Here is a 21374-nt window from a genome sequence, read left to right on the forward strand (position 1 = left end):
ACGATTTGAATCAAATTGAAAATAGTGGTATATTTTTGGATTGGATACAGTTTTTCCATTTTGGGAGAAGATTATAGCATTTACAGGAAATAAATCGTCTATGTAGTAAGGTATATTAGGTTTCCTTTTAGTATATCGGGGCACACTGACATTTTATTATCTCCCAGATTCATATAAACGTTTATGTATAGATATTTAGTATTACTTGAAGGATTGGCTAATATCCTTCATAATTAAAAGGTTAGAAAAAGATTTGATGAAGTAGGTATGTAATGATGAGTAAAATAGGACGAAATGAACCCTGTCCTTGTGGCAGTGGAAAGAAATATAAAAAGTGTTGTGGAACAACCAATATCGTATCTTTTAATACAGATCAATATAATTTGGAATTAGATCAACTACATAGAGATCTTGTCGACTATACTTCGAATATGCACGGAAATACCTTAACTAAAACACTTAGCAAATTTTACCAACCGTTCATTCAAGAAGATAGCGAACGAAATAAAATATATGTAACAGGTCTAACGTTATGGGCGATTCTTAATGTAAACTGCCTTGATGAGGACCAAACAATTTTTTATGACTTTTACAAAAAGCAGAAATCAAAAATCAAATACTCAAGAACAAAACAGCTATTTGAAGAATGGAGTCAACGTACGCCAAGTGTATATGAAGTACTCTCAAAAGATCCTAAATCCAATACAGCTAGATTAAGAGATGCCATAACGGATGAGCATTTTGACGTATCATCTGGTACAGGCAATTATTTAGTAGAAGGCAATATAGCCATAGGCATCCTTGTACCATACGTACAAAAATACAACTTCTTTGCAAATATCTTAGAATTCAATCCTGATAAGAAAAAAGAAATCATCGATTTAGCAAAAACATATCATCAGAAATTTAGTAATATGAAAGATTGTTTCCCTGACTTCTTAGGAGATGTTCTTACACTGGAAGATAACAATCAACTAGTCTGGAACAATCCATTGCACGAGAAGGCAGCTCAGTCTTTTGCCGAGCAATTGCAAAAGAAAAAAGTAAATCAGGACTTTATTCATATTGGAATCCTTCTATGGAACTATTACTGCCAGAAAAAGGATCCTACCTTCAAAAAAATCGGTGGCTATGCCGGAGCATTAGAATATCTAGTACAGACTGCCTTTCTAGGTAATAATGTTACACAAGGCAACATAGCAAAGGCATATGAAACATCTGCAGGTACGATTTCAAGTAATTATCGAAAACTAATGGATGTATTAGAAGAAGAAGTTCATAGAGTAAAAGCGAATTTGGATTCAAATGGGAATGAATCCTTACCACACGCTCAGGAGAATTGATCAATCAAGGATAAACAAAATAAGAAGGCTGGTATTCTCTATATGTGAAACTAGCCTTCTTATTTTGTTTTTAGTTTTATGAGATTTATTTCCGGGGAATTAAATAAACGAAATTCCAAAAAGGATATAGCATCACTGCTGCCGAGACCTGTACTAACGTATTGTTTTGTTCCAGCGTATTCCCATAGGCCTTTTACCCGGTCTTGTGGTGGGAAGAAGCTGTTTGGAGTATACCAAGGGTCAGGGATGAAAAGGGCTCCATAGAATGGGATACGAATTTGTCCACCGTGGTAGTGACCGGCTAGTATTAGGTCGAAATCGCGCCACCTTAGGTTTGGATCGTTTTTGATGTAGTCGATGCGGATGTCTGGGATGGGGTAGTGGTTGAGGGCGATTAGGACGTCTTCCTCCTGTATTTCATTTAATCCACTCTTAAGTTCTTCTAGTTTCGTTTTTTGATAAGTTATATATCTTTCATCATCTGCATATTTCGGATAATCTGCACCATTTACCTTATTTATTTTATTAGGGTTATCGACAATAGATAGTTCAAGATTGGTAAAATACACCTTTGCTTCATCTACTTGGATGAAGTCGTAGGTTTCTAGTAAAGAGACTCCCCTATCCTCCATCCCTTGTATAAATTCCCCTTTTTCAACAGTTTCTCCTATTTCGTAGCTGCTTGGGTCTGTATTTCCAGGGACATACCAGGCATTTTCTTTGTCTTCTATACCATCTAATAACGTATAAAAGCTACTATAATTTGTACTTTTTTCGTTATCCAGCATATCTCCGGTAAAAACAATTGCATCGTAGTCTAGGTTGTTGATTTTATTTATTAGTTTTGATTGATTACTGCCGAATTGTTTTTCGTGTAAATCTGTAATCTGAAGAATCTTAAAACCCTCAAACTTCTCTGACATAATTACATTTCCTACATCTTCCTCAACAATTACTAATCTATTATTATCCCAATAAATATAGACTACAAACAAAATTAAAAGTACTACAATTAAATTGGTTATCCTTTTCATAATAACATCGCTCCTACCTACCTTATAGAAATACCTTTGTTTAAAAGCATAATTGAATACTGAGCACACATATTATCAAAATAGATGGATAAATTGCCTTTTACAAGATCTTGATAAATATCAATATGTAGTAAAACAAGGACAATCAATAGATTAATAATTCCATTTATTTCAAATATAAATAGAATAATAACCCTCATACAAAATAATAAGTATAAGGGTTATAAAATAGAATTAACGTTTACTTTTAATGAGATTAATGTGCTGTTTTATCACCATCATATTGGTCTGAATTTCAAACTTAGTATAGTCGTCGTCAGGTTACAATAAGCTTGCCAATACTAACAGAGTTTAGCTTAGACGGAAGCAACCAATTCTTGTACGATTAACTTCCGATATTACCAGGATCTGGATCAGGTTCAACCTCTTCATACTCTCTTCCAATAAAGGTCCAGTCATTCGTATTACCTTTCCAACTTGCCATTGTCTCTTTAATATTCAACAATTCCAATTTTGGCTCTTTCCATTTCTTTTTCATTTGTATCACCTCCTTTAATGTTAAATGAATGTAGAAATCGATATACGATTATACTTCGCATTAAAACTTTAAGTTCAGGGGTAGGCGCAAATTCTACTTTCGGAACTTCCGCTTTTGAAAGGGCATATCTAATTGATTCCAAATTAAAATATTGCTTCACATCTTTATCTAGTAATAGTTGTTTTACCTCTTTAGTAAAATCTGTCCAACACGGTATCATGCGATGAACCCAATCCATTCCTTGAATACCATGATATTTTTGATTTAATCTCACTTTATTCGGTAAATAACCCTCTGTTGCTTGCCTGATAAGAGCTCTGTCTAAACCGTTATTAATAAATTGATCAATAGGTAGTGACATGCAATAATTTATTACGCGAATATCATTTGTTGGATCACGCAATAATAATCCGTATTGCAAAGATAATTTCGCATTAGATGTTCCAGATGAATTCCAAATAAATTCGTTTTCAATAAGGTATTTCCTTTCATTAAAAATAGTAAGTCCAGAGAATCCATTTACTCCTATTCCATAGTTTTCAAGTTTTTCAAATATGTTCATTTTTTTAGCAAAAATGGGATCTATTAGCATAGGAAATTGATAAGACTCTTTTTGTCTTAAAAAAGGAAATGCTTGTTTAGTTATAACCTTAAATATCTTCTTTCTTCCTACTCCAATGTTTTTACTATAATTTTTGAGTTCACGTACAAAACGAATCCATTTCATACTTTTTAATAAATATCCATAATATTCCAATGCCGGACCCCAGGATATCGTAAAGTTACCTCTACCTCCGCTCAATAAAATCCCAATCTCTTCATTACTTGCATGTTCGAAAATACCCCTTATCCAAAACGAATTCTCAAAGAACTTATAGGGCGTTTCGATAATATCCAACCAATCATCTATATCTGTGTACGGGTTTTTGTTATCTAGGCTTAAATAACGTTCCTCAATATTCCCTACATAATCAACTGTTGCACGAATAAAAGGGCGTTCGTCAGGAAAGTAATTTCTTGGCGTATAATCATCAAAACCTCCAGCAGGAATAGAACTATAAGTATGTAACTTTTTATGTTGTTTTCGTAATGTTTTAGCAGCAAAACTTACAATAGATCCTGAATCAAGTCCACCACTTAACGTTGAACCAACGGCTTTAAATGTACGTAATCTTGAGTCAACCGCCTTCTGGAAAACATCACGGAAACCCTCGATATATTCTTCATCTGATTTAAATCTAATCTCTTCATCCAATGATAGTACCTGATATCTAGAAAGAGTAACCTTTCCATCCATTACAGTAATCGTATGTGAAGGCGGAACTTGTTCAATGTCCTTAATAATCGTTTTTGATGCATCAACTACATCTAGCATGATTGAAATTGCCAAGTACTCAGCAAGCCACTCTTCATTTAATTGCTTTTTAATATAGGGTAATTTTAACAGTGGTTCCATTACAGTACAAAATGCAAATTGCTGATCATTTTGGTAATAATATAGAGTTCTTGCACCAGAAAAATCTCTCGCACCAAATAACTTTTGCTTTTTTCTATCCCAAATCATAAAGGCAAAATCACCAATTAAATATTTTACAACTTCCTCTCCCCATTTCGAATAAGCAAGTAGAATCAACTGACTATCCGGCATGATCTTTCTTTCTTCATAATGAACTCCTAAACGATCAAATAATTCATCCCGATTATCAATCATCGCATCTGACGTAATTGCCAATTGCCTTTCATAATCATAAAAAGGCAATTGCTCTCCAATTGATTCTGGTGTAATCCACTGTGCATGACACCCCAAAAAGACATTTTCCTGGTTCCATATTTGTACATCATCAGCAGGATACTTCCTTAATGCCTGCATCATTTGTTGTCCAAAATGATGGGGAACAGGCTCTTTTACATTATAAATACCAGCTATTGCACTCATCATATCTTCTCCAATATAAAATGATTATCTATAGAAAAATTCTTTATTAAGAACATCGATTGTAAAAAAGTTTATTCCTTGGCATTATTCTAATCCAACTTATAACCTAATTGATATCCCAAACAATAGATGTAAACTACTAATTTACAACCAGTTTGTTTCTTATAAAGAACATAACATCATTTGATAAAAATTACAATAATTACTTTTTAAATTTATAAAAATCAATCAATCTATTTTCTCCCTATATTAAAGCAATGCCTCTGTTTGCCGGTTTAATAGATTACTAAATAAACTCTTTCTCTCCTTAGATAATTGGGAGAAGCCTCCTTGCTGAATGACTCTACCTTCATCTAAAACCACTACTTGATCGGCATTTTTAATAGTGGACAAACGATGGGCGATAACAATAATTGTCATTTTCCCTTTTAGACGCTCTAGTGCTTGTTGTATATTGGCTTCATTCTCCGTATCAAGTGCACTTGTCGCTTCATCTAGTACAAGGATAGATGGTTTTCTTAAAATCGCTCGTGCTAAGACTAACCGCTGGCGTTCCCCTCCAGATAGTTTAATACCCCTATCACCTATAACTGTATCCAAACCATTTGGAAGGTTTTGAACAAACCCCAAAGCTGAAGAGAATTCAAGTGCCTCCCACATTTCTACCTCGGTTGCATCTGTCTTCACCAACTGCAAATTTTCCCGAATACTTGTATTGAATAAAAATGGATCTTGTGGGACATAGCTTATCGCTCGACGTAATGATAATAATTTATCTGTTGTTAATACATTTCCATCAATATAGACCTTTCCTTCTTCTGGTTGATTCAATCCCATGAGAATATCGATTAATGTACTCTTCCCTGCACCAGATGGGCCAACAAATGCAGTCATTTGATTAGCAGGTATAGTGATGTAGACATCTCTTAAAGCATAGTTTGATTTATTTTGACTATATCGGAAAGAAACGTTTTGACATTGGATACTTTTCATTACATCAAGCCGATTATTATCGAATGCTTGACTAGTGTATTCCCTTGCGACTTCACATTCATGTTGTAAAGATTTTACTACTTGAAAAGAAGGAATGGTCGTTGCAATTTGTTCCAAAGTTGCTTGAATTCCAGCTACTCTTGGCCATAGTCTCGAGAAGATAGCAATGACAAGTAATAATTGGGCTGCCTGTGCATTAAACATGATTAATGCAAAGTAGATGAAAACCGCAATTATTAAGGCAGATGCTACTTTATAATATAGTTGGGAAGTTGACTTTAGCCTTGTATATTCCACCTGTTCATTTTGCATATTTTTCGTTATGACTCCATACCATTTCAATCGTGACTCTTCCAATGTATTACTTTTGATATCTTTAATCCCATTCAATTGATCGGTTATACCCGCAATATACTCTCTTCCCAATTCATAATTCCGACTTCCAAGTGCCAATGACCTTTTTAGGAACTTACGATTAAAGAAAATGAGTACTAATCCACAAAGGAGTACAAAGGCTGTAATACTTGGTGATAGAATAAAAGCAAGGACGATTTGTATCATGGAAAATGCTATGGATGCAATAAACTGTAAAACAGAATGAGCACCAGCACTTGATCTAGCAATCTCTGCTGTTAGTACATTAATTAGGTCCGATTTTCTATTTCGAATAAAAAAATCCCAGTTTGCACGCAATAGGGATTGATAGGTTTGTACACGCATGTATCTGAGAAACCCTTGTTGTAATATCGTATTTTTAACCGATAATTGTCGCTTGACGATATTTTGACTAATGACGATAAGCAGATAAATTCCCAATATCATCGGTAAGCCAGTGGAAGCTGGAATCCCCTCCAAAAAGTTAAACATACCTAACACCGGAATTTCTGATGCCCCCATATCAACAATCCCACTCATGCTGATTAGAGGAACCAATAATAGAATACCGACCCCTTCTAGTAGTCCAATACCAGCCATAGCAAGTAAGTTAAAATAGATAATCTTCCCTGAATAAGTATGAATCTGTTTTAAAAAATAAACAATTGGTTTCATTGATCAATATTCCTCCTATGGAAGCGCATGTTTCCTTTTTTTCCTCCAAACCCATAAGAATGGGCGTAAAGGAAAATAAAGAAAATGGAAGGGTTTTGGCAATGGCAAGGTCTGGTAATCTTCCGGGTATGGATAGAGAAAACTTAAAATAAAGAAAGCTCTCTGCTGAATACTCATTAGCGAAAATAAATGACTTTTATGATAGCGAGCAATTTCTTCCGGAACTGGGTCCGTATGTAAATTTACCTGTCTTTCTAGGTAAAAGATAGCTTGTTGTGCAAGTTGTTTTGAACTTGTTTTATTTGCTATAACCCTCATTCTGTTGCTTAATTTAGCCTCAAGTAGTTGAGAGGCCAAAAGTAAACCTTGCCCTGCAGCCCGTTGGTAATGGCATTTTTTAATAACTTTCTGCGTCTTTCCCCAATGGAAATCTTGTTCGAGTAACTGCCCAATATCCACGAGCCAGCGAAGCCTTGACCACCCATGTCTAGCTCCATGGGAAATAAGAAAGAAAAATAAATCCTCCTTACTTAATAGATAGACAGGAAAAGTTGTAAGTTTACTCGTTCGCTTTCTATCCCATAAACTCTTGAAGAAAGGTTCATATGCTGGACCAGGATTTAAGCGCCAATGAATTTCTAATTTGACTTTTGTTACTGGATGGAAGTAGGTTACATGATGGTGGCGCCATTTCCAATCATTTAAAACGGTATGAATATAATCATCTTTTTCATATCCCTGATTAATAAGCAGATTGTCCGCCTTACCTAGCTGCTCTATGGGGATTAATAGATCCAGATCACTAGATGTTCGCATGGAGATATCCCCATAAAGGTCATGTGCCAATGCTGGTCCTTTTAAAAATATGACTTGAATATGATTAAGAGCGAATTCCCTACTTAGCCCCTCCATCACACCACTCAATTGCAGCATTTGCAATGTATTGGATTTGTATTGATTGGAAAGGAAATTCCTTACATGAGGAGGTATGGCATCTAGTTGTTTAATCTTTGAATGTAGGATTGGATATACCCGATGATGTAGGGATAATTCCATAAACTGCTTCCAATCTATATCTTTTAGTAATGCAGAATCTATTTTTCTTGGTTTATCCCCTTTTAACAAATAAAGGATTAGTTTCAATTCTTCAGGCAGATTGATTGTCTTTAGGAAAAAGGCATTTTTCATAAGTTCTCCATCACCTTCGCATATTTTTTGCAAACTTACTTACAACCGTAAATCGTTCCATTCCTTCTGAACCTGTTACATAATAAGGTCCACTACGCAACCATGCATGCGCAACTAAGTGACCGTTCTCATCTTTTGCTGTCCCTAAGTAAAGCGTGCTTTCAATCTTACGCCTTTCAAGCATTTTCATTGCAGCAATGGCTTTTACCAAACATTCACTTTCCCAAAATGTATATTTGCTCATTAAATAGATGGTTTGGGAAATTTCAGATAAAGTTTTCTTATCTACTGATTGAATTTCATTGGATGTTTCCGTCATTTTCTCCCCTAATGTTGGGGCAATTTTGGAAAAGGGTCTCCCTTTTAGAATACGAGCCAACCCTAAATAAAAATAAGATTCCAATAAGAGCCATTTCATTTTATTATTAAGTAATAATAACAACTTAAGCTTTCGCATTAGACTCTTTTCCTCTCTTAATCATCGATTTGAATTAAACCCTCTTTTAATAAATGGTTCAAAAAGCTCATAACCTGTTCTTCACATTCCTTTTCCCCGACATCATATTGAGATAATAATCTAGTAATCAGTGCTTTGATTGTAATTGGCGATTTTAGATACTCCCAAATCTCTCCACCGATTTCACCAAGATTATAATATTTTCCATTCTGAATACTTAACATGACCTTCTCTCCATCCATGTCGCTAACAATATTGCCCTCTACTTGGCTTACCACTTGTTCCTTCGATATTGTTTGATTCATATCACTCTCTCCCCCTTTTGAACATTATTTAAAATTAGGTTGACTAACTCATTTGCCGTAAATTGATCTTCTGGTCTTTTAATTTGATAAAAATCGATTTTATTTGCCATTTTTGCTGTTGTTTCAAAATGCCATTCCATTAATCCAGAACGACCAATAAGGAAATTCCGATATGTATGAGCGTATAATGTGTATAAACGTTCCAAAACTTGGATTGACCTTATTTCTGGTAAGCCGCTTTCCTTTTTAGTCAACTCAATAATCCCTGCAAGCGGCATTGGCTTGGTTATAAATTGGTTCTTAACTGGTACAGCAAATTTGGTTTCTCTTTGAATGACAGGTCTAAAGTGGGTGGATTCCATTCCAAAGTGATCAAGGCTCTTCTGCCATAACTTTTGTTGCGGGTAGGATGGTGTGACAATTGGTTGGTTCTCTTTATCTAGGGAAATAGCAATTACATCATCACTTAATAATTGATAACCTCGTCTTAAAAAGGCAGATGCAAGTGTGGACTTTCCAGCACCTGAGTCTCCTACAATGGCATATGCTTTTCCATCAATCACAATAGCACTGCCGTGTAAAGGGAGGATATTGCGTTGTAACAATATGGCGCCCATACAAGTACCTAAGAGGTAAAGACGGATTTGGTCTTCGTGTGCATTTTCATATGGTGATACAGTTATTGTATTCCCGTTTTCGATTTTGAAGATGGCTACTTCTGGGACTTCGAACATGCATAGGTTATTGGTAACGTAGAAGTATTGTTTTGGTTTGGAAAGTTCGAACCATCTATTGGTTAAATTACCTCTTTTTATTTTAATATCATAAGAAAAGGATTTATCTGAAAATAATTCAGGTAGTGTAAATTCACTTTCTATATTAAATCCAAATGCTTTATAACTATTTTTCTGAATTAATATAATCATGGCCTTCCCCCTATGTCTCTTTCTTTTGATAGTAAAATTTCCTGAAATAAGTTTTTCCAATCAACTGATTTCAGCTTTTTCACTTTTTACTAATCTATATATGCACTTTACCCCCGTTGTTCTTAATAAAGAATAATAAAGGTAAAAAAATATACCAAACAATCTGTTCACTATAACGAATTTAATTATGATATAACTTTAGCACCTATTATTTCAACTGTCAATAAAAACATAATAACAATAGACTAGGACTAACTATATAATAAATGCTGTAAAATACAATTGAATATAAGAAACAGTTTAAAATTAAATTTTTAAACCATGCGTAGTTTATCACCCTTATAATAATGATTGTAGTGGTCAGTATTCTGTTTTTAGCTGAATTCCGTGTGGCTTACTTCCTACCTCTATCTCATCAACAAGCTCCATCTTTTCTATATCAATACTAACAACTTTGTTAGATCCACTAAGAGTAAAGTAAACCTTTGATTTATCCTTATTAAATGATATATGTTTAGGTGCAGAAACGTCTTCAACCTTTTTAATAATCTTATCAATGGTTAAGTCAATGATGCTGACACTATTTTCATTTTTATTCGTTGCAACTAAAAGGGAATTTCCATCATCAATAACAAAATCAGTTACATCATCACCAGAATATATTTCATTTACTTTTTCACCTGTATTGGTATCAAATACTTCTATTGCACCATAACTACTTGAAGCCACATAAAGCAAGCTACCTTCAGCATTTGTTCTTGCAACCATAGGAGGACCACCAACTTTGTAAGCGTCTATTACACTATCATTTTTAATTACATACACCAAATGATTCTGATGATCCGTGATATATAATTTTTCTTCATAAACAAATGGATAATTAGTTTTAGCTCCATTTCCTATATCTATCTCCCGAATTACTATATTTTTCTTTGTGTCAATAACATAAACATATTGATCACCTACAGTTGTAATATATAACTCACTTTCATCCTTAGACAGTGCGATGCCATGTGGGTCTATACCAACTTCTATTTCTTTTATCATTTTCTGCTCATTTATATTTATAACTCCTACACTATTTCCATTACGGTGGGTAACATATGCATTTCCACTCTCGTATTCAAATACAACATTTGCAGGTCTTTCGCCTGTCTTTATCTCACTTACAACTTGGTTAGAAGGAAGATTAATAATAGATATTTTATTTTCCTTTTCACTTTGTACATAAAACTGCTTACTAATGTCTGTTGATGTAATTTCTTTTGATTCCTCCTCTGGAAAGCTATTGGTTTTAATATCTGGTTTCTGTTCCACCCTGTTTTCTTGTTTACTTTGTTGGCCGGCATCTTCCGTAAACAGGCTACAACCGGATATAAATATTAATATAGTCAATATTATCATTGTTACAGATACATTTCTCAATACAATCTTCCCCTCCCTTTACCGTTTTCTCTCATGTCTATAATGCCATTTCATTGATTCACCTTCGTTAAATACTCTCCGAGGTATTTAACGACCAATTTAACGTTTGGCTCTTTCAAAAGAGCCTCATGGTCAGCTTGCATATTGTATTCATATATACGGCCATTTTTTGTTGTATCCCATCCCAAATTCTCTTCATAACCTTTGTATTCATTTGCTCGAATAAGTAACATATTATTCGGATATGGATTAGGTTTGTATAGATTAATCGCTTCTCTTAATATAGTTCTATTCGATACCTTTACTGTAGCAGGTGAAGTTCTAACTAACTGTATAGCATTTTTAACTTTACTCTTTAAGAACGTGGCCCTCTGTTTTAACGGCATATTAAATAGCTGTCGTAGATTACTTCCTATTATTACTTTATAATTATTTGATTTTTTTACTGAATTCGTTATTTCTACTGGTTTACGCATTGGATTAGCAAAATTGAGAATAGCTAGTAACGAAACCTTCTGTCGTTCCTCAAGCAGCTTATAAGCCATTTCATGGGCAATGGCCCCACCAAAGCAATATCCAAGTAGGTGATAGGGACCAGTCGGTTGTATTTTTCTGATCTCCTTTATATATCTATCAGCTAACATTTCCACACTAATTGATTCGCCGCTAACTTCATTGTTTACAAATTTTAACCCATATAATGGTTGTTCATCTCCCAATTCTAATGCCAAATCCCTATACACCAATACTTCCCCACCTCCTCCATGAATACAAAAAAATGGCGGCTTTATTCCTAATGGTTGTATCGGAACTAATGAAGACGACGTATCTATTAAACTCTCATTTGATGTAATATGTTTAGCTAACTTTTCTATCGTATCGTCCTTAAATATGATAGAAACAGGCAAATTTTTATTAAATTCCTTTTCAATTTCAGAGAACAATTGCATTGCTAGCAAGGAATTTCCACCTAATTCAAAGTAATGATCTTTAACCCCAATTGGTTTTACTCCTAATAATGTTTCCCACAATTGTACCAACTTTTCTTCTGTTTGATTCCGGGGTAAGGTAATTTGTTCTGATACTGATATGACCGGTTCTGGTAATCGTTTACGATCTATTTTACCAACCGGTGTAATGGGAACATCTTCTAATTCCACAAAAAAAGTAGGGACCATCTGTTGTGGTAATTTGTCTTGAATAAAAAAACGTATCTTTTGTTGATCAAATTTCACACCATTATTCATCACCACATAAGCAACAAGATCTTTATTTCCAGTCCTATCAATATATGTTCCTGCCACAGCTTGACGCACCCCTGGACATAATCCTACGATGGACTCAATTTCCCCTAGTTCAATTCGAGCTCCCCTAATCTTGACTTGATCATCCTTCCTTCCTATAAATTCAATATTTCCATCTGAACGGTAACGTACCAAATCACCTGATTTATACAATCTTCCCTCTGATTTATGGAAGGGATCTGGAATAAATCTTTCATTAGTTAATTCTTTCCTATTCAAATAACCTTTCGCAATACCATCTCCCGACATATATAATTCCCCAATAACACCAATCGGAACAGGTTGAAGGTATTTATCTAATATATACACACGATCATTGGAGATAGGGCGACCTATCGGTATGGTATAGGATTCTGATACCTCGCCTTTAACATGATAGCTCGTTGTATTAACAGAATTCTCAGTCGGGCCATATACGTTAATTAAATGACAACCCTTTAACCTTTTTAAGGATTTTTGGGCAAGCCTAACAGGAAGTATTTCACCTCCTAATAATACTTGCTTTAATCCTTTCAAATATTTAGTATAATCCTCAAGCAATACATTATATTTGCTAGGTGTCGTACCCAATATAGTAACTTTTTTCTTTTCTATTTCCTTTGCTATTTCTTTAAAAGTCGGCTTATTAGAATTTAAGATAACAAGTTTTGCCCCATTTAATAATGAACCATAAATTTCAAATGCTGATGCATCAAAGGCTATAGGTGTGAGATTAATAAAGGTATCTTCCTTTTCTATGTTTGCATAAGTAATATTCTTTACTAGCCGTACAACACCACGGTGGCTAATTGAAACACCCTTGGGTTTTCCTGTTGATCCTGAAGTATATATTACATAAGCTAAGTTTTCGGGATCACTGGTTTGGGAAAATTCAGAAGGTTGAGTTGCAATTGTTTCAACTTCCTTATCTATACATATAAGTTTAGAGTTACAATTAGGAAGTTTGTTAGAAATGCTTTCTGTAGTGATTACATAGGACGCACCAGAATCGTTCAGCATGTAACCTATCCTCTTTTTAGGATACGAAAGGTCTACTGGTACATATGCTCCACCAGCTTTAAGTACCCCTAAAATACTGGCCAACATATCGATAGAGCGATTAAGGCAAATAGCCACTAGATCTTTGTTTGTAAGGTTTAATTTCCTTAGGTAATTAGCTATTTGATTCGCTCGCTTATTCAATTCCTTATATGTCATCTCTTTATCCCCAAAAACTAAGGCAACATTGTCAGGATGTAGTTTTACCTGTTCTTCGAATAGCTGGTTTATACTGGAATTCCTAGGGTAACTTATTGTTGGCTTATTCCATTCCACAAGTAACTGATTTCTCTCTTGATTTGTTAGTATAGGAATTCGAGAAATTGTAATTTCAGGATTAACAAGTACCTCCTCCAGTAGTCTATTAAAATGCCTTGATATCCGGATAATGGTTTCTTTTTCAAAGAGTTCCCTATCATATAAGAAAGAGCATTTCAACCCATTATGCATTTCTTTAATCTCTAAGCTCAGATCAACAAAACCGCTATAATCAATATCAGCCTTTTCTAGTCCATGTGCTGATTTTTCTTGATTTATAAAATCTAAATTTCGTATATTAAGCATTACCTGAAAAAAGGGATTATTACCATTTAGTTTTTCACCAAATTCATCTACAAGTCTTGTAAAAGATATTTGGTGCTCGTAAGCTTCTAGCACCACTTTCGTTACTTCTTTTAAAGCATCCCGGAATGTCATATCTGTTTGTAGTTGTGTTCTCAATACTAAGGTATTAATGTTCAATTGTTCTTTTTTAGAAATATGAGCACCAATACTAATATCCTCCTCGTTACAATAACGATGCAATAATATTTTAAGTATGGTCATGATAAGTATAGAAGTGGAAACATTCTCCTGTTTGGAAAAGTCCTTCATGTTTTCCTTAATATCTTTCTCAATAGTAAAATTATAGAATTCACTCTCAAAACTGGATACAGATGGTCTCGGATGGTCAAATGGAAGAGTTAGCTCAGCTGGTTTGACTCCTATTTTGCTTTGCCAATATTCTAAATCACGTTCTTTATTCTTTTTTTCCAAGATAATATTATTCATTACTTTCACTCCTTACATTATATAAAAACAGTTATCCATCATGATCAGTAAAGCGAAAAAAGCGAACGTGGGGATTTTCAGAACCGATTGCCAATGTCCCTATAAAATCTTCTCCATAATTAAATGAAACCAAAGAGGAATTCGTCATAAATTCACCGTCTTTGGTTTCTTCCATACCACTTAATCCTATTCCTTTAGCTTTTAATAGTGCTTCCTTACGCGTCCAAAAGTTGAAAAACTCCTTAATTTGGTTACCCTTAGGCAATCTTTTTAAAAGGTTCACTTCTTTTTGAGAAAAGTATCTTTTTGCTATGCCCAACCAGTCAAAATCAGATTTAACATATTCGAGATCAATTCCAACTTCATTCTTCGCCGAAACAACATAACACACTACACCTTCAGAATATGACATATTAAATCGAACTGCGTCTTCCCCCTCTTGGTAGTTTAAAAAGGGCTTTCCATACTTATTTTTACCGAACTTTATAGAAGAGGAATCTTCCTTAACATATTTGGATATGATAATTCGTAAAATTGCATGAGATGTAATATATCGGTGCTGGTCACGAATGAATCTAAACTTCATTGCATTAACATTTTCATCTGGAGAAAGCATATTATAAATTTGTAATTCAAAATCCATGGATGCTAGCCAGGTATGAACCTCCTGTCCAGTTTGGAATTTCTTTCTAGAAGCTACCTGTGTGATTTCAGTAACGTCTTCCCAATAAGTGAAACGTTGTTGTGGTTGTTCTTTAAAATGCCCCATGGAAACCCTCCACATCATTAATAAATATTCGTATTTTTAACTTATTTTTATTTGGGGAATCTTTTCTATATAACTCTCAAATAGTTTAAATCTTTTTATCCATGTTAAAACTTCTCCAATTTGTTTTACCCTATTATCATTTGTTCCTTCAAACTTGAGGCTAACTAATTCCAAAAAAAACAAATAGCGATATAAATCATATTGTCCAGATAAAGTTTTTATATCATACTCGTACGTGTAGTTTTCTTTTAGCTCGTCATAAAACAAACTGCAACTTGTGTCTAAAACTTGAGTTAACTTGGCAATGCCATTTATGTCTACTTCATTAAAATGTTTTCTTTTAGATGCCAGCATAAACATTGTATAGTAAAAGTCAAAGTAAAAACTACGAACACCAACAGTATTCCAGTCTATAACATAAGATTGACTCCTACCTAAAAGAATATTTCCTTCCCATAAATCACCATGTGAAAACACCAAATATATTTTTTCCTCCTGATAATAAGTATTAATTGATTCTTGAATGTATGCTAGAAAGTCTTTTATAGCTTTCATATCGGCTGCATTTTCTTGGTTGATTTTTGAATTCTCTATCAATAATTCCAAATTAACAATTTTATTCTTAACATAACTAGAGAGAATAGTTTTCTTCGGTCTCAATGTTGATAATATTTCTTCAAGTATGGGGAAAACCTCAGAATAGAATGTTGCTAAATTAGTAAACTTATAAGATGGCCTTCTAGCGTTTACATAGATTTCCTTTATATAACGTTCTATGACATTCCACTCAATAAGTCTTGGTGTTAATTTGCATCTTGTTGCCCTTCTAACAATATCTATCCTTTCATTAACTTCTATCTTTGATATATAGCTAGGGAAAACAGTAGTTACCACTCGTTTTTTTAAATCAAAAACTTTTAATTCTCCCTGGCGCAACTTTAATAAAAAATGTCCATAATGTTCAGTAGTTACAAATTGCAAATTTCTGCGTTCCTTATGTCCCTTTCTAACTTTATAAAAGTTGCAAGTGAACTTTAATACGCGAATTGCTCTAATTACAAAAATTGGTAAAAGGTTTAGTAACTTAAATCTAGTTCGTCCTTCAAATATTCCGAATGACTTTGTCTTACTATAGAGAGTAAAGAAAAGTGTAATAATACTTTGTTCGATATTTATATACATTTTTTTATCAAATAGTACATATTTATAACCTGTACTTTCACTCATATTTATCACCACCTTTATAAATTAATAATCCCTTACATAACTGACCTCTTCCATTTATCCTCAGTCTTTGCTAATTTTCCATTGCTTATTGTAAACACAATATCGCAATTTTCTATCGTACTTAGTCGATGAGCAATAATAATCAATGTTTTTTCACCCTTCAATCCATCTATCGCCCTCATAATGTCTCGTTCAGTTTCATTATCCAAAGCTGATGTTGCCTCATCCATAAATAATATTTCAGGATTATGGTATATTGCCCTAGCAATTCCGATTCTCTGACGTTGACCACCAGAAAGTCTTACCCCTCTTTCTCCAACTGATGTTTCCAATTGATCAGGAAGTGCTTCTACAAACTCTTTTAATTGTGCCTGTTCTAGCGCTCTCCATACTGCTTCATCATCAATCTGCCCCTCCTTGATTCCAAAAGCAACATTGCCACGGATGGTATCATCGGTTAAAAATATGAACTGTGGAATATAACCTATTTTTTGCTGCCATAATGATTTGTCAGCGTATATACTTTTACCATCTATTAAAATACTTCCTGTTTCTGGCTTAAACAGTCCAAGGATAATATCTACAAGCGTTGTTTTACCGGCACCAGACTCCCCGATAAATGCGACCGATTGGCCAATTGGAATAGTAAGAGAAACACCCTTCACTGAATACTTCTTCTGATTAGGATAACGAAAGGATACTTCATTTAATTTTATGGAATCGACAAATGATCTTTTTCCTTGATTAATCACTGCTGTATCAATACGTCCAATATTTGGAGATTCATCTTTATTCATAAATAAATCCTCATAGACTACAGCTAATGCTGGTTGACTGTAACGAATCGTTGTTATTAATGACACAATACGGGTAATAGAAGGCATTAATCGAAATGCTGCCATCGCAAATAGTGCCATTGTTGAAATAAGTTGTGTTGTACTTGTACCCTGGAAAACGATAATTAGCATCGTTACAAGAACAATCGATACTAATATTGTTTCTATGAATAACCTTGGTATTAGTTCTAACATTTTCATATATCTGCTGTTGTTCGCCTTAATTTGACTTTGACCAGTGTAGGATTTGATAAAAAAATTCTCTTTACCTGATACTTTAACTTCTTTACTTGCTCCTAACCCCTGATTAACCCATTTAATCATCGTTCCACTTACTTTTTGTTGTTCTCTACCTAAACTACTAATTTTTTTACGGAGAAATGCGAAAAATAGAATGACACTTCCTCCTAACAAAATAGAAGCCACCATCGATGCTACTGGTGCTGTTACCAGTAATAATATTAATATACAGGTAGTGACAAGGACTTCTGTAAATAATTGAAATCCCGACATGATGACCCCCTGAAATACCTTAGATACTTCTCCATTTACATTACGGAGTAAATCTGCTGTATTTCGTTGCAAATGAAAAGTATATGGTTTTGTTAAATATTCTTTAAATAAATCACGGGATAACTTCACTTGCTGATTTAAGATAACTCTGAATTGGACATAGTTGAATAAGAGTAAGTAAAGATTCTTACAAACAAATACTATCAACAACATTACAACGGAAAATATGACAAATGTTGTTGTTGATTGGAAGGAAAACATTATATATATATAGGATAAAATTGCTTGTTCATGAATGACACTAGGATTTGTTATTATCCCTACGAAAGGTACAATCAACCCTATTCCTATCGTTTCAAATAAGGCAGCTACTATCATCATAAAGAATAGAATGATTAACTTCTTCTTTTCCCTTTTATTGAAAAGAGTTAATAATTTTTTAACTACATTTTTCAATGTTTTCTCTCCTTTCTAATTTATATAACGAAGCAATTTTTCAACTTCAATAGTTGTATCCAATTCATTGTTAGATAAATTAATAACTAATTTATTTTGTTTTATAGGGTCTTTAATAATAGATTTAATTTGCTCATATAACTCATCTTCACTGATTTCTACAATCCAACCATTATGTCCATTAATGATTTGCTCATGGGCTCCAATAAAATCAGTTGTTACTATTGGCTTATTTAGACATTTGGCCTCTGCTAACGTTAGACAATAACCTTCATGTCTGGATGGTTGAACGTAAATGTCTGACCTTTCCATATATGGGAAAGGATTGGTTTTAGCACCCAATAAAATAAAGTCATTTATTAAATCATACTCTTTAATTAACTGTTCATACAGTTTCCTTTGATTCCCGTCCCCAACACAATACCACCTTACTTCATATCCATTTTGTCTTAGTCTAGATAAAACTTTAATAGCAATATCCTGTCCTTTTTCTCTGGAAAACCTACCAACAGTTACAATCCTAATTCCTTCATAATTTTCATCAAAATCAACTTTTTCTTTTGACATTTCTTTAATTATCTTTTTAGAAAGGATATTCATAAATACCTCTGTCTTATTTTCCATAGCAGGTATCTTTTCTACTAGTTTCTTTTGTGCTTCTTTTGAGACAGCGAAAACTTTATCAAACTTTTTATATAACTTGTTATACAGTTTTTCATTAATCATATGTTTGGAAACGTCAAAATGAACCCAGGATAATTTCCTTTTAGCAGTTACTCTATTCGCTATAAAATAATCAATTATATCGGTTGGTCCCTGATAGGAAATAGCAACATCATATTCCTCTATGTGCTGTGGAATAACTTTAAAAATATTTTTATAAAATATGTACCTATCTTTAAATAACTTTTCAGAGAGAATGTATGAGCTTACGAATGAAGGGATCTTGAAAAACTCTCTGTTGTTCCAATAATCCCTTACCGTCATGTATGGTGACTGTATAATAGTCGGTTTTACCTTTTTATACCATGTTACTTCCTCTACCTTTATCCAATCAGGGACATACTCTATAAAGCCACCCTTTTTTTCAAGCAATAGTATAGTAATATCATACTTTTCTTTTGGTATAACTGACAGAAGGGATAATAGAGATTTTTCTACACCACCAATATTCATACTGCTTAACATAAATAACACTTTCTTCATCTCTAACCCCTCCATCTTTTAATAAGCTTTAATCTGACCAGCACTTGCACTTCTAATAGATTCTCGGCTATTCTCAATCTTGAATTTCATAATTTTACTACTAAATATTTACCTATGCTAATTTCATTCAACAAATATGCAGTAGTGATAATAGATGAAAGCATATTTAATAGGAAGACTATAAAAGAATAGCTAAATATATTCATAAAATCCGGCGGTTCTACATATAGAAATACTAAAAAGAAAAATTCATTTAACAAGAAAATGCTAAATGAATAATTACTAATTGTTATTATTAATTTTGGAGTCTTTTTAACCTTGGATGATAAATACATAAATAAAAATATCATAGAAGCAGCATATAATAACATATCTACTCGTTTTGAACTTTGGTCAATTAAAAAGAACTTATTCATAAGCAACGTACAAACTAATAGCACAAACGGCATCAAGAATACTATCTTTTTATATTTACTTAAAAAGGCTAAAACAGTGTTTCCAATTTGCAGTGCATGACCAAATGTTACAGCTAGACAAGCGATGCACCTGAGCCAAAAGACTTCATTTATCAAGTGACCAGTTTTCATTTTTAATCCCTCAATTTACGTGGATTTTTTATCTCCAAACGATTCTTCTCATCTTCAGATAATTAGCTGCAAGCTTTGAATATACCGGAGTTTTAAAATTTAGTTTTACCATTTCTTCATAAATTTCTTGCATATAATCATCAGAATCACGATATGCTAGAATTTTAGCTATATATTTATCCCTTCTCTTATAATAATTATCAAGGTTGAATATAGATGAAAACTCCTTTAACTTCCCTAAAACCTCTATAGTAAATAGCGTTCTTACACACTTTTCACAGCCACCACAATTAACCCCATCAACAATACAAACATTGAGATACTTTTCTGCTGGTTTATATTGTGAAACAACCCTTGTTTTTTCTACTCTCGTCTCGTATGGGTTTGTTGAAAAGAAACTAAGATTTTCTGTTGATAGCATGCTCATATTAAAAACGTCATAATGACCAGGGCTTCCTGGTTTTAATTCAAAATACTTCAATGAGTATGCCGATGAATAATAATAGACATGAAAAAGCTTCTGTAGTGCCAGTGTTGCAGAAATATTTCGATATGAATGTGTCTCATAAAACCCCATGTGTAAAATCTCACTAATATTTGAGTCTACTGTAATCAAATCTATTCCCAGTTCATCTGCACATGGTTTCACTAAGTTTACACGCTTTTTAAATAAGGATCTTGCATTAGCTCCACCTAAAGTTCCATTCGATCCAACATTATAAAATGTAAAATGGGAGATTTTATAATCATTAGGACATTCGCCTGCTAAATGACTGCATATCGTTGTAAACGTATCTACTCCGCAAGAAAGTCCTGTACCCACACCCCCAGCATTTGTCAAGGGATCAGCTACCAAATTATCACAGTGTATCTTAATTGGTGTATATCCACGAACTTCAGCTGTCAATGGTAAAAGGTGCATATTTAACGTATAATAAAGTCTTTCCGAAATAGATCCTAAAACTTGAATATCATATCCCTTTTTGAATGCTAATAAAAACAGTCCCACGACAAAGGCATCTACTCTTTCAACAGTCAGATAATCACGATACTTATTTTCCACCTCATACCAAAGGATGTCACTACTACCATCCATTTCAAATGTAGACTGCAATTTTACCCCTTCATCGGTTTCCACTATTTCTGGACTATGTATTGTTAACATACTCATTTTTATCATTCCTCCTTATCCC

General features: G+C 33.6%; 17 protein-coding genes. 1 reads left to right on the forward strand and 16 read right to left on the reverse strand.

What is annotated here, in order from left to right:
- The first annotated feature begins 272 nt into the window (after positions 1-272).
- Positions 273-1343 (forward strand): YecA family protein, encoded by a 1071-nt coding sequence (locus tag D8M06_RS09680; protein ID WP_121204202.1) that lies wholly within the window; start codon positions 273-275, stop codon positions 1341-1343.
- A gap of 59 nt (positions 1344-1402) precedes the next feature.
- Here the strand turns inward: D8M06_RS09680 and D8M06_RS09685 are convergent, their stop codons facing one another.
- From D8M06_RS09685 to D8M06_RS09760, 16 genes are all read right to left on the reverse strand, one after another.
- The gene (locus tag D8M06_RS09685) at positions 1403-2377 is read right to left on the reverse strand and encodes a metallophosphoesterase (protein ID WP_121204203.1); all 975 of its coding nucleotides are present in this window, start codon (positions 2375-2377) and stop codon (positions 1403-1405) included.
- A gap of 385 nt (positions 2378-2762) precedes the next feature.
- Entirely contained in the window at positions 2763-2915 is a 153-nt protein-coding gene (locus D8M06_RS09690) for a paeninodin family lasso peptide (RefSeq protein WP_121204204.1), read from the reverse strand.
- The gene (locus D8M06_RS09695) at positions 2869-4851 is read right to left on the reverse strand and encodes an asparagine synthase-related protein (protein ID WP_121204205.1); all 1983 of its coding nucleotides are present in this window, start codon (positions 4849-4851) and stop codon (positions 2869-2871) included. Before D8M06_RS09695 ends, D8M06_RS09690 begins: the two co-directional genes overlap by 47 nt.
- Positions 4852-5100: 249 nt before the next feature.
- Positions 5101-6894 (reverse strand): ABC transporter ATP-binding protein, encoded by a 1794-nt coding sequence (locus tag D8M06_RS09700; RefSeq protein ID WP_121204206.1) that lies wholly within the window; start codon positions 6892-6894, stop codon positions 5101-5103.
- A gap of 15 nt (positions 6895-6909) precedes the next feature.
- Positions 6910-8082 (reverse strand): nucleotidyltransferase domain-containing protein, encoded by a 1173-nt coding sequence (locus D8M06_RS09705; RefSeq protein ID WP_121204309.1) that lies wholly within the window; start codon positions 8080-8082, stop codon positions 6910-6912.
- 10 nt (positions 8083-8092) lie between these two features.
- A complete protein-coding gene (locus D8M06_RS09710) occupies positions 8093-8539 on the reverse strand; it encodes a lasso peptide biosynthesis B2 protein (protein WP_121204207.1) in 447 nt (148 codons plus the stop codon).
- 17 nt (positions 8540-8556) lie between these two features.
- Positions 8557-8844: a lasso peptide biosynthesis PqqD family chaperone gene (locus D8M06_RS09715; RefSeq protein ID WP_121204208.1), complete on the reverse strand. Its 288-nt coding sequence runs from the start codon at positions 8842-8844 to the stop codon at positions 8557-8559.
- On the reverse strand, positions 8841-9770 hold the full coding sequence (locus D8M06_RS09720) for an ATP-binding cassette domain-containing protein (protein ID WP_121204209.1): 930 nt from the start codon (positions 9768-9770) through the stop codon (positions 8841-8843). The genes D8M06_RS09715 and D8M06_RS09720 overlap by 4 nt, the downstream gene beginning before the upstream one ends.
- Positions 9771-10130: 360 nt before the next feature.
- Entirely contained in the window at positions 10131-11195 is a 1065-nt protein-coding gene (locus tag D8M06_RS09725; RefSeq protein WP_121204210.1) for a YVTN family beta-propeller repeat protein, read from the reverse strand.
- A 50-nt stretch (positions 11196-11245) separates the two neighbouring features.
- The gene (locus D8M06_RS09730) at positions 11246-14587 is read right to left on the reverse strand and encodes a non-ribosomal peptide synthetase (protein ID WP_121204211.1); all 3342 of its coding nucleotides are present in this window, start codon (positions 14585-14587) and stop codon (positions 11246-11248) included.
- Between the two features lie 31 nt (positions 14588-14618).
- Positions 14619-15356, reverse strand: coding sequence for a 4'-phosphopantetheinyl transferase family protein (locus D8M06_RS09735; protein WP_158591775.1), 738 nt, complete (start codon positions 15354-15356; stop codon positions 14619-14621).
- A 36-nt stretch (positions 15357-15392) separates the two neighbouring features.
- Positions 15393-16583 carry a phosphotransferase gene (locus D8M06_RS09740; protein ID WP_121204213.1) on the reverse strand — a complete coding sequence of 397 codons (1191 nt, stop codon included), beginning with the start codon at positions 16581-16583 and terminating at the stop codon, positions 15393-15395.
- A 32-nt stretch (positions 16584-16615) separates the two neighbouring features.
- The gene (locus D8M06_RS09745; RefSeq protein WP_121204214.1) at positions 16616-18388 is read right to left on the reverse strand and encodes an ABC transporter ATP-binding protein; all 1773 of its coding nucleotides are present in this window, start codon (positions 18386-18388) and stop codon (positions 16616-16618) included.
- A gap of 15 nt (positions 18389-18403) precedes the next feature.
- Complete coding sequence (locus D8M06_RS09750) at positions 18404-19594, reverse strand: glycosyltransferase (protein WP_121204215.1); 1191 nt, start codon at positions 19592-19594, stop codon at positions 18404-18406.
- An 86-nt stretch (positions 19595-19680) separates the two neighbouring features.
- Entirely contained in the window at positions 19681-20181 is a 501-nt protein-coding gene (locus D8M06_RS09755; protein WP_121204216.1) for a hypothetical protein, read from the reverse strand.
- Between the two features lie 28 nt (positions 20182-20209).
- The gene (locus D8M06_RS09760; protein WP_121204217.1) at positions 20210-21352 is read right to left on the reverse strand and encodes a hypothetical protein; all 1143 of its coding nucleotides are present in this window, start codon (positions 21350-21352) and stop codon (positions 20210-20212) included.
- Between the last annotated feature and the right edge of the window lie 22 nt (positions 21353-21374).

The organism is Oceanobacillus halophilus, assembly GCF_003628505.1.
Taxonomy (GTDB): Bacteria; Bacillota; Bacilli; order Bacillales; family Amphibacillaceae; genus Oceanobacillus; species Oceanobacillus halophilus.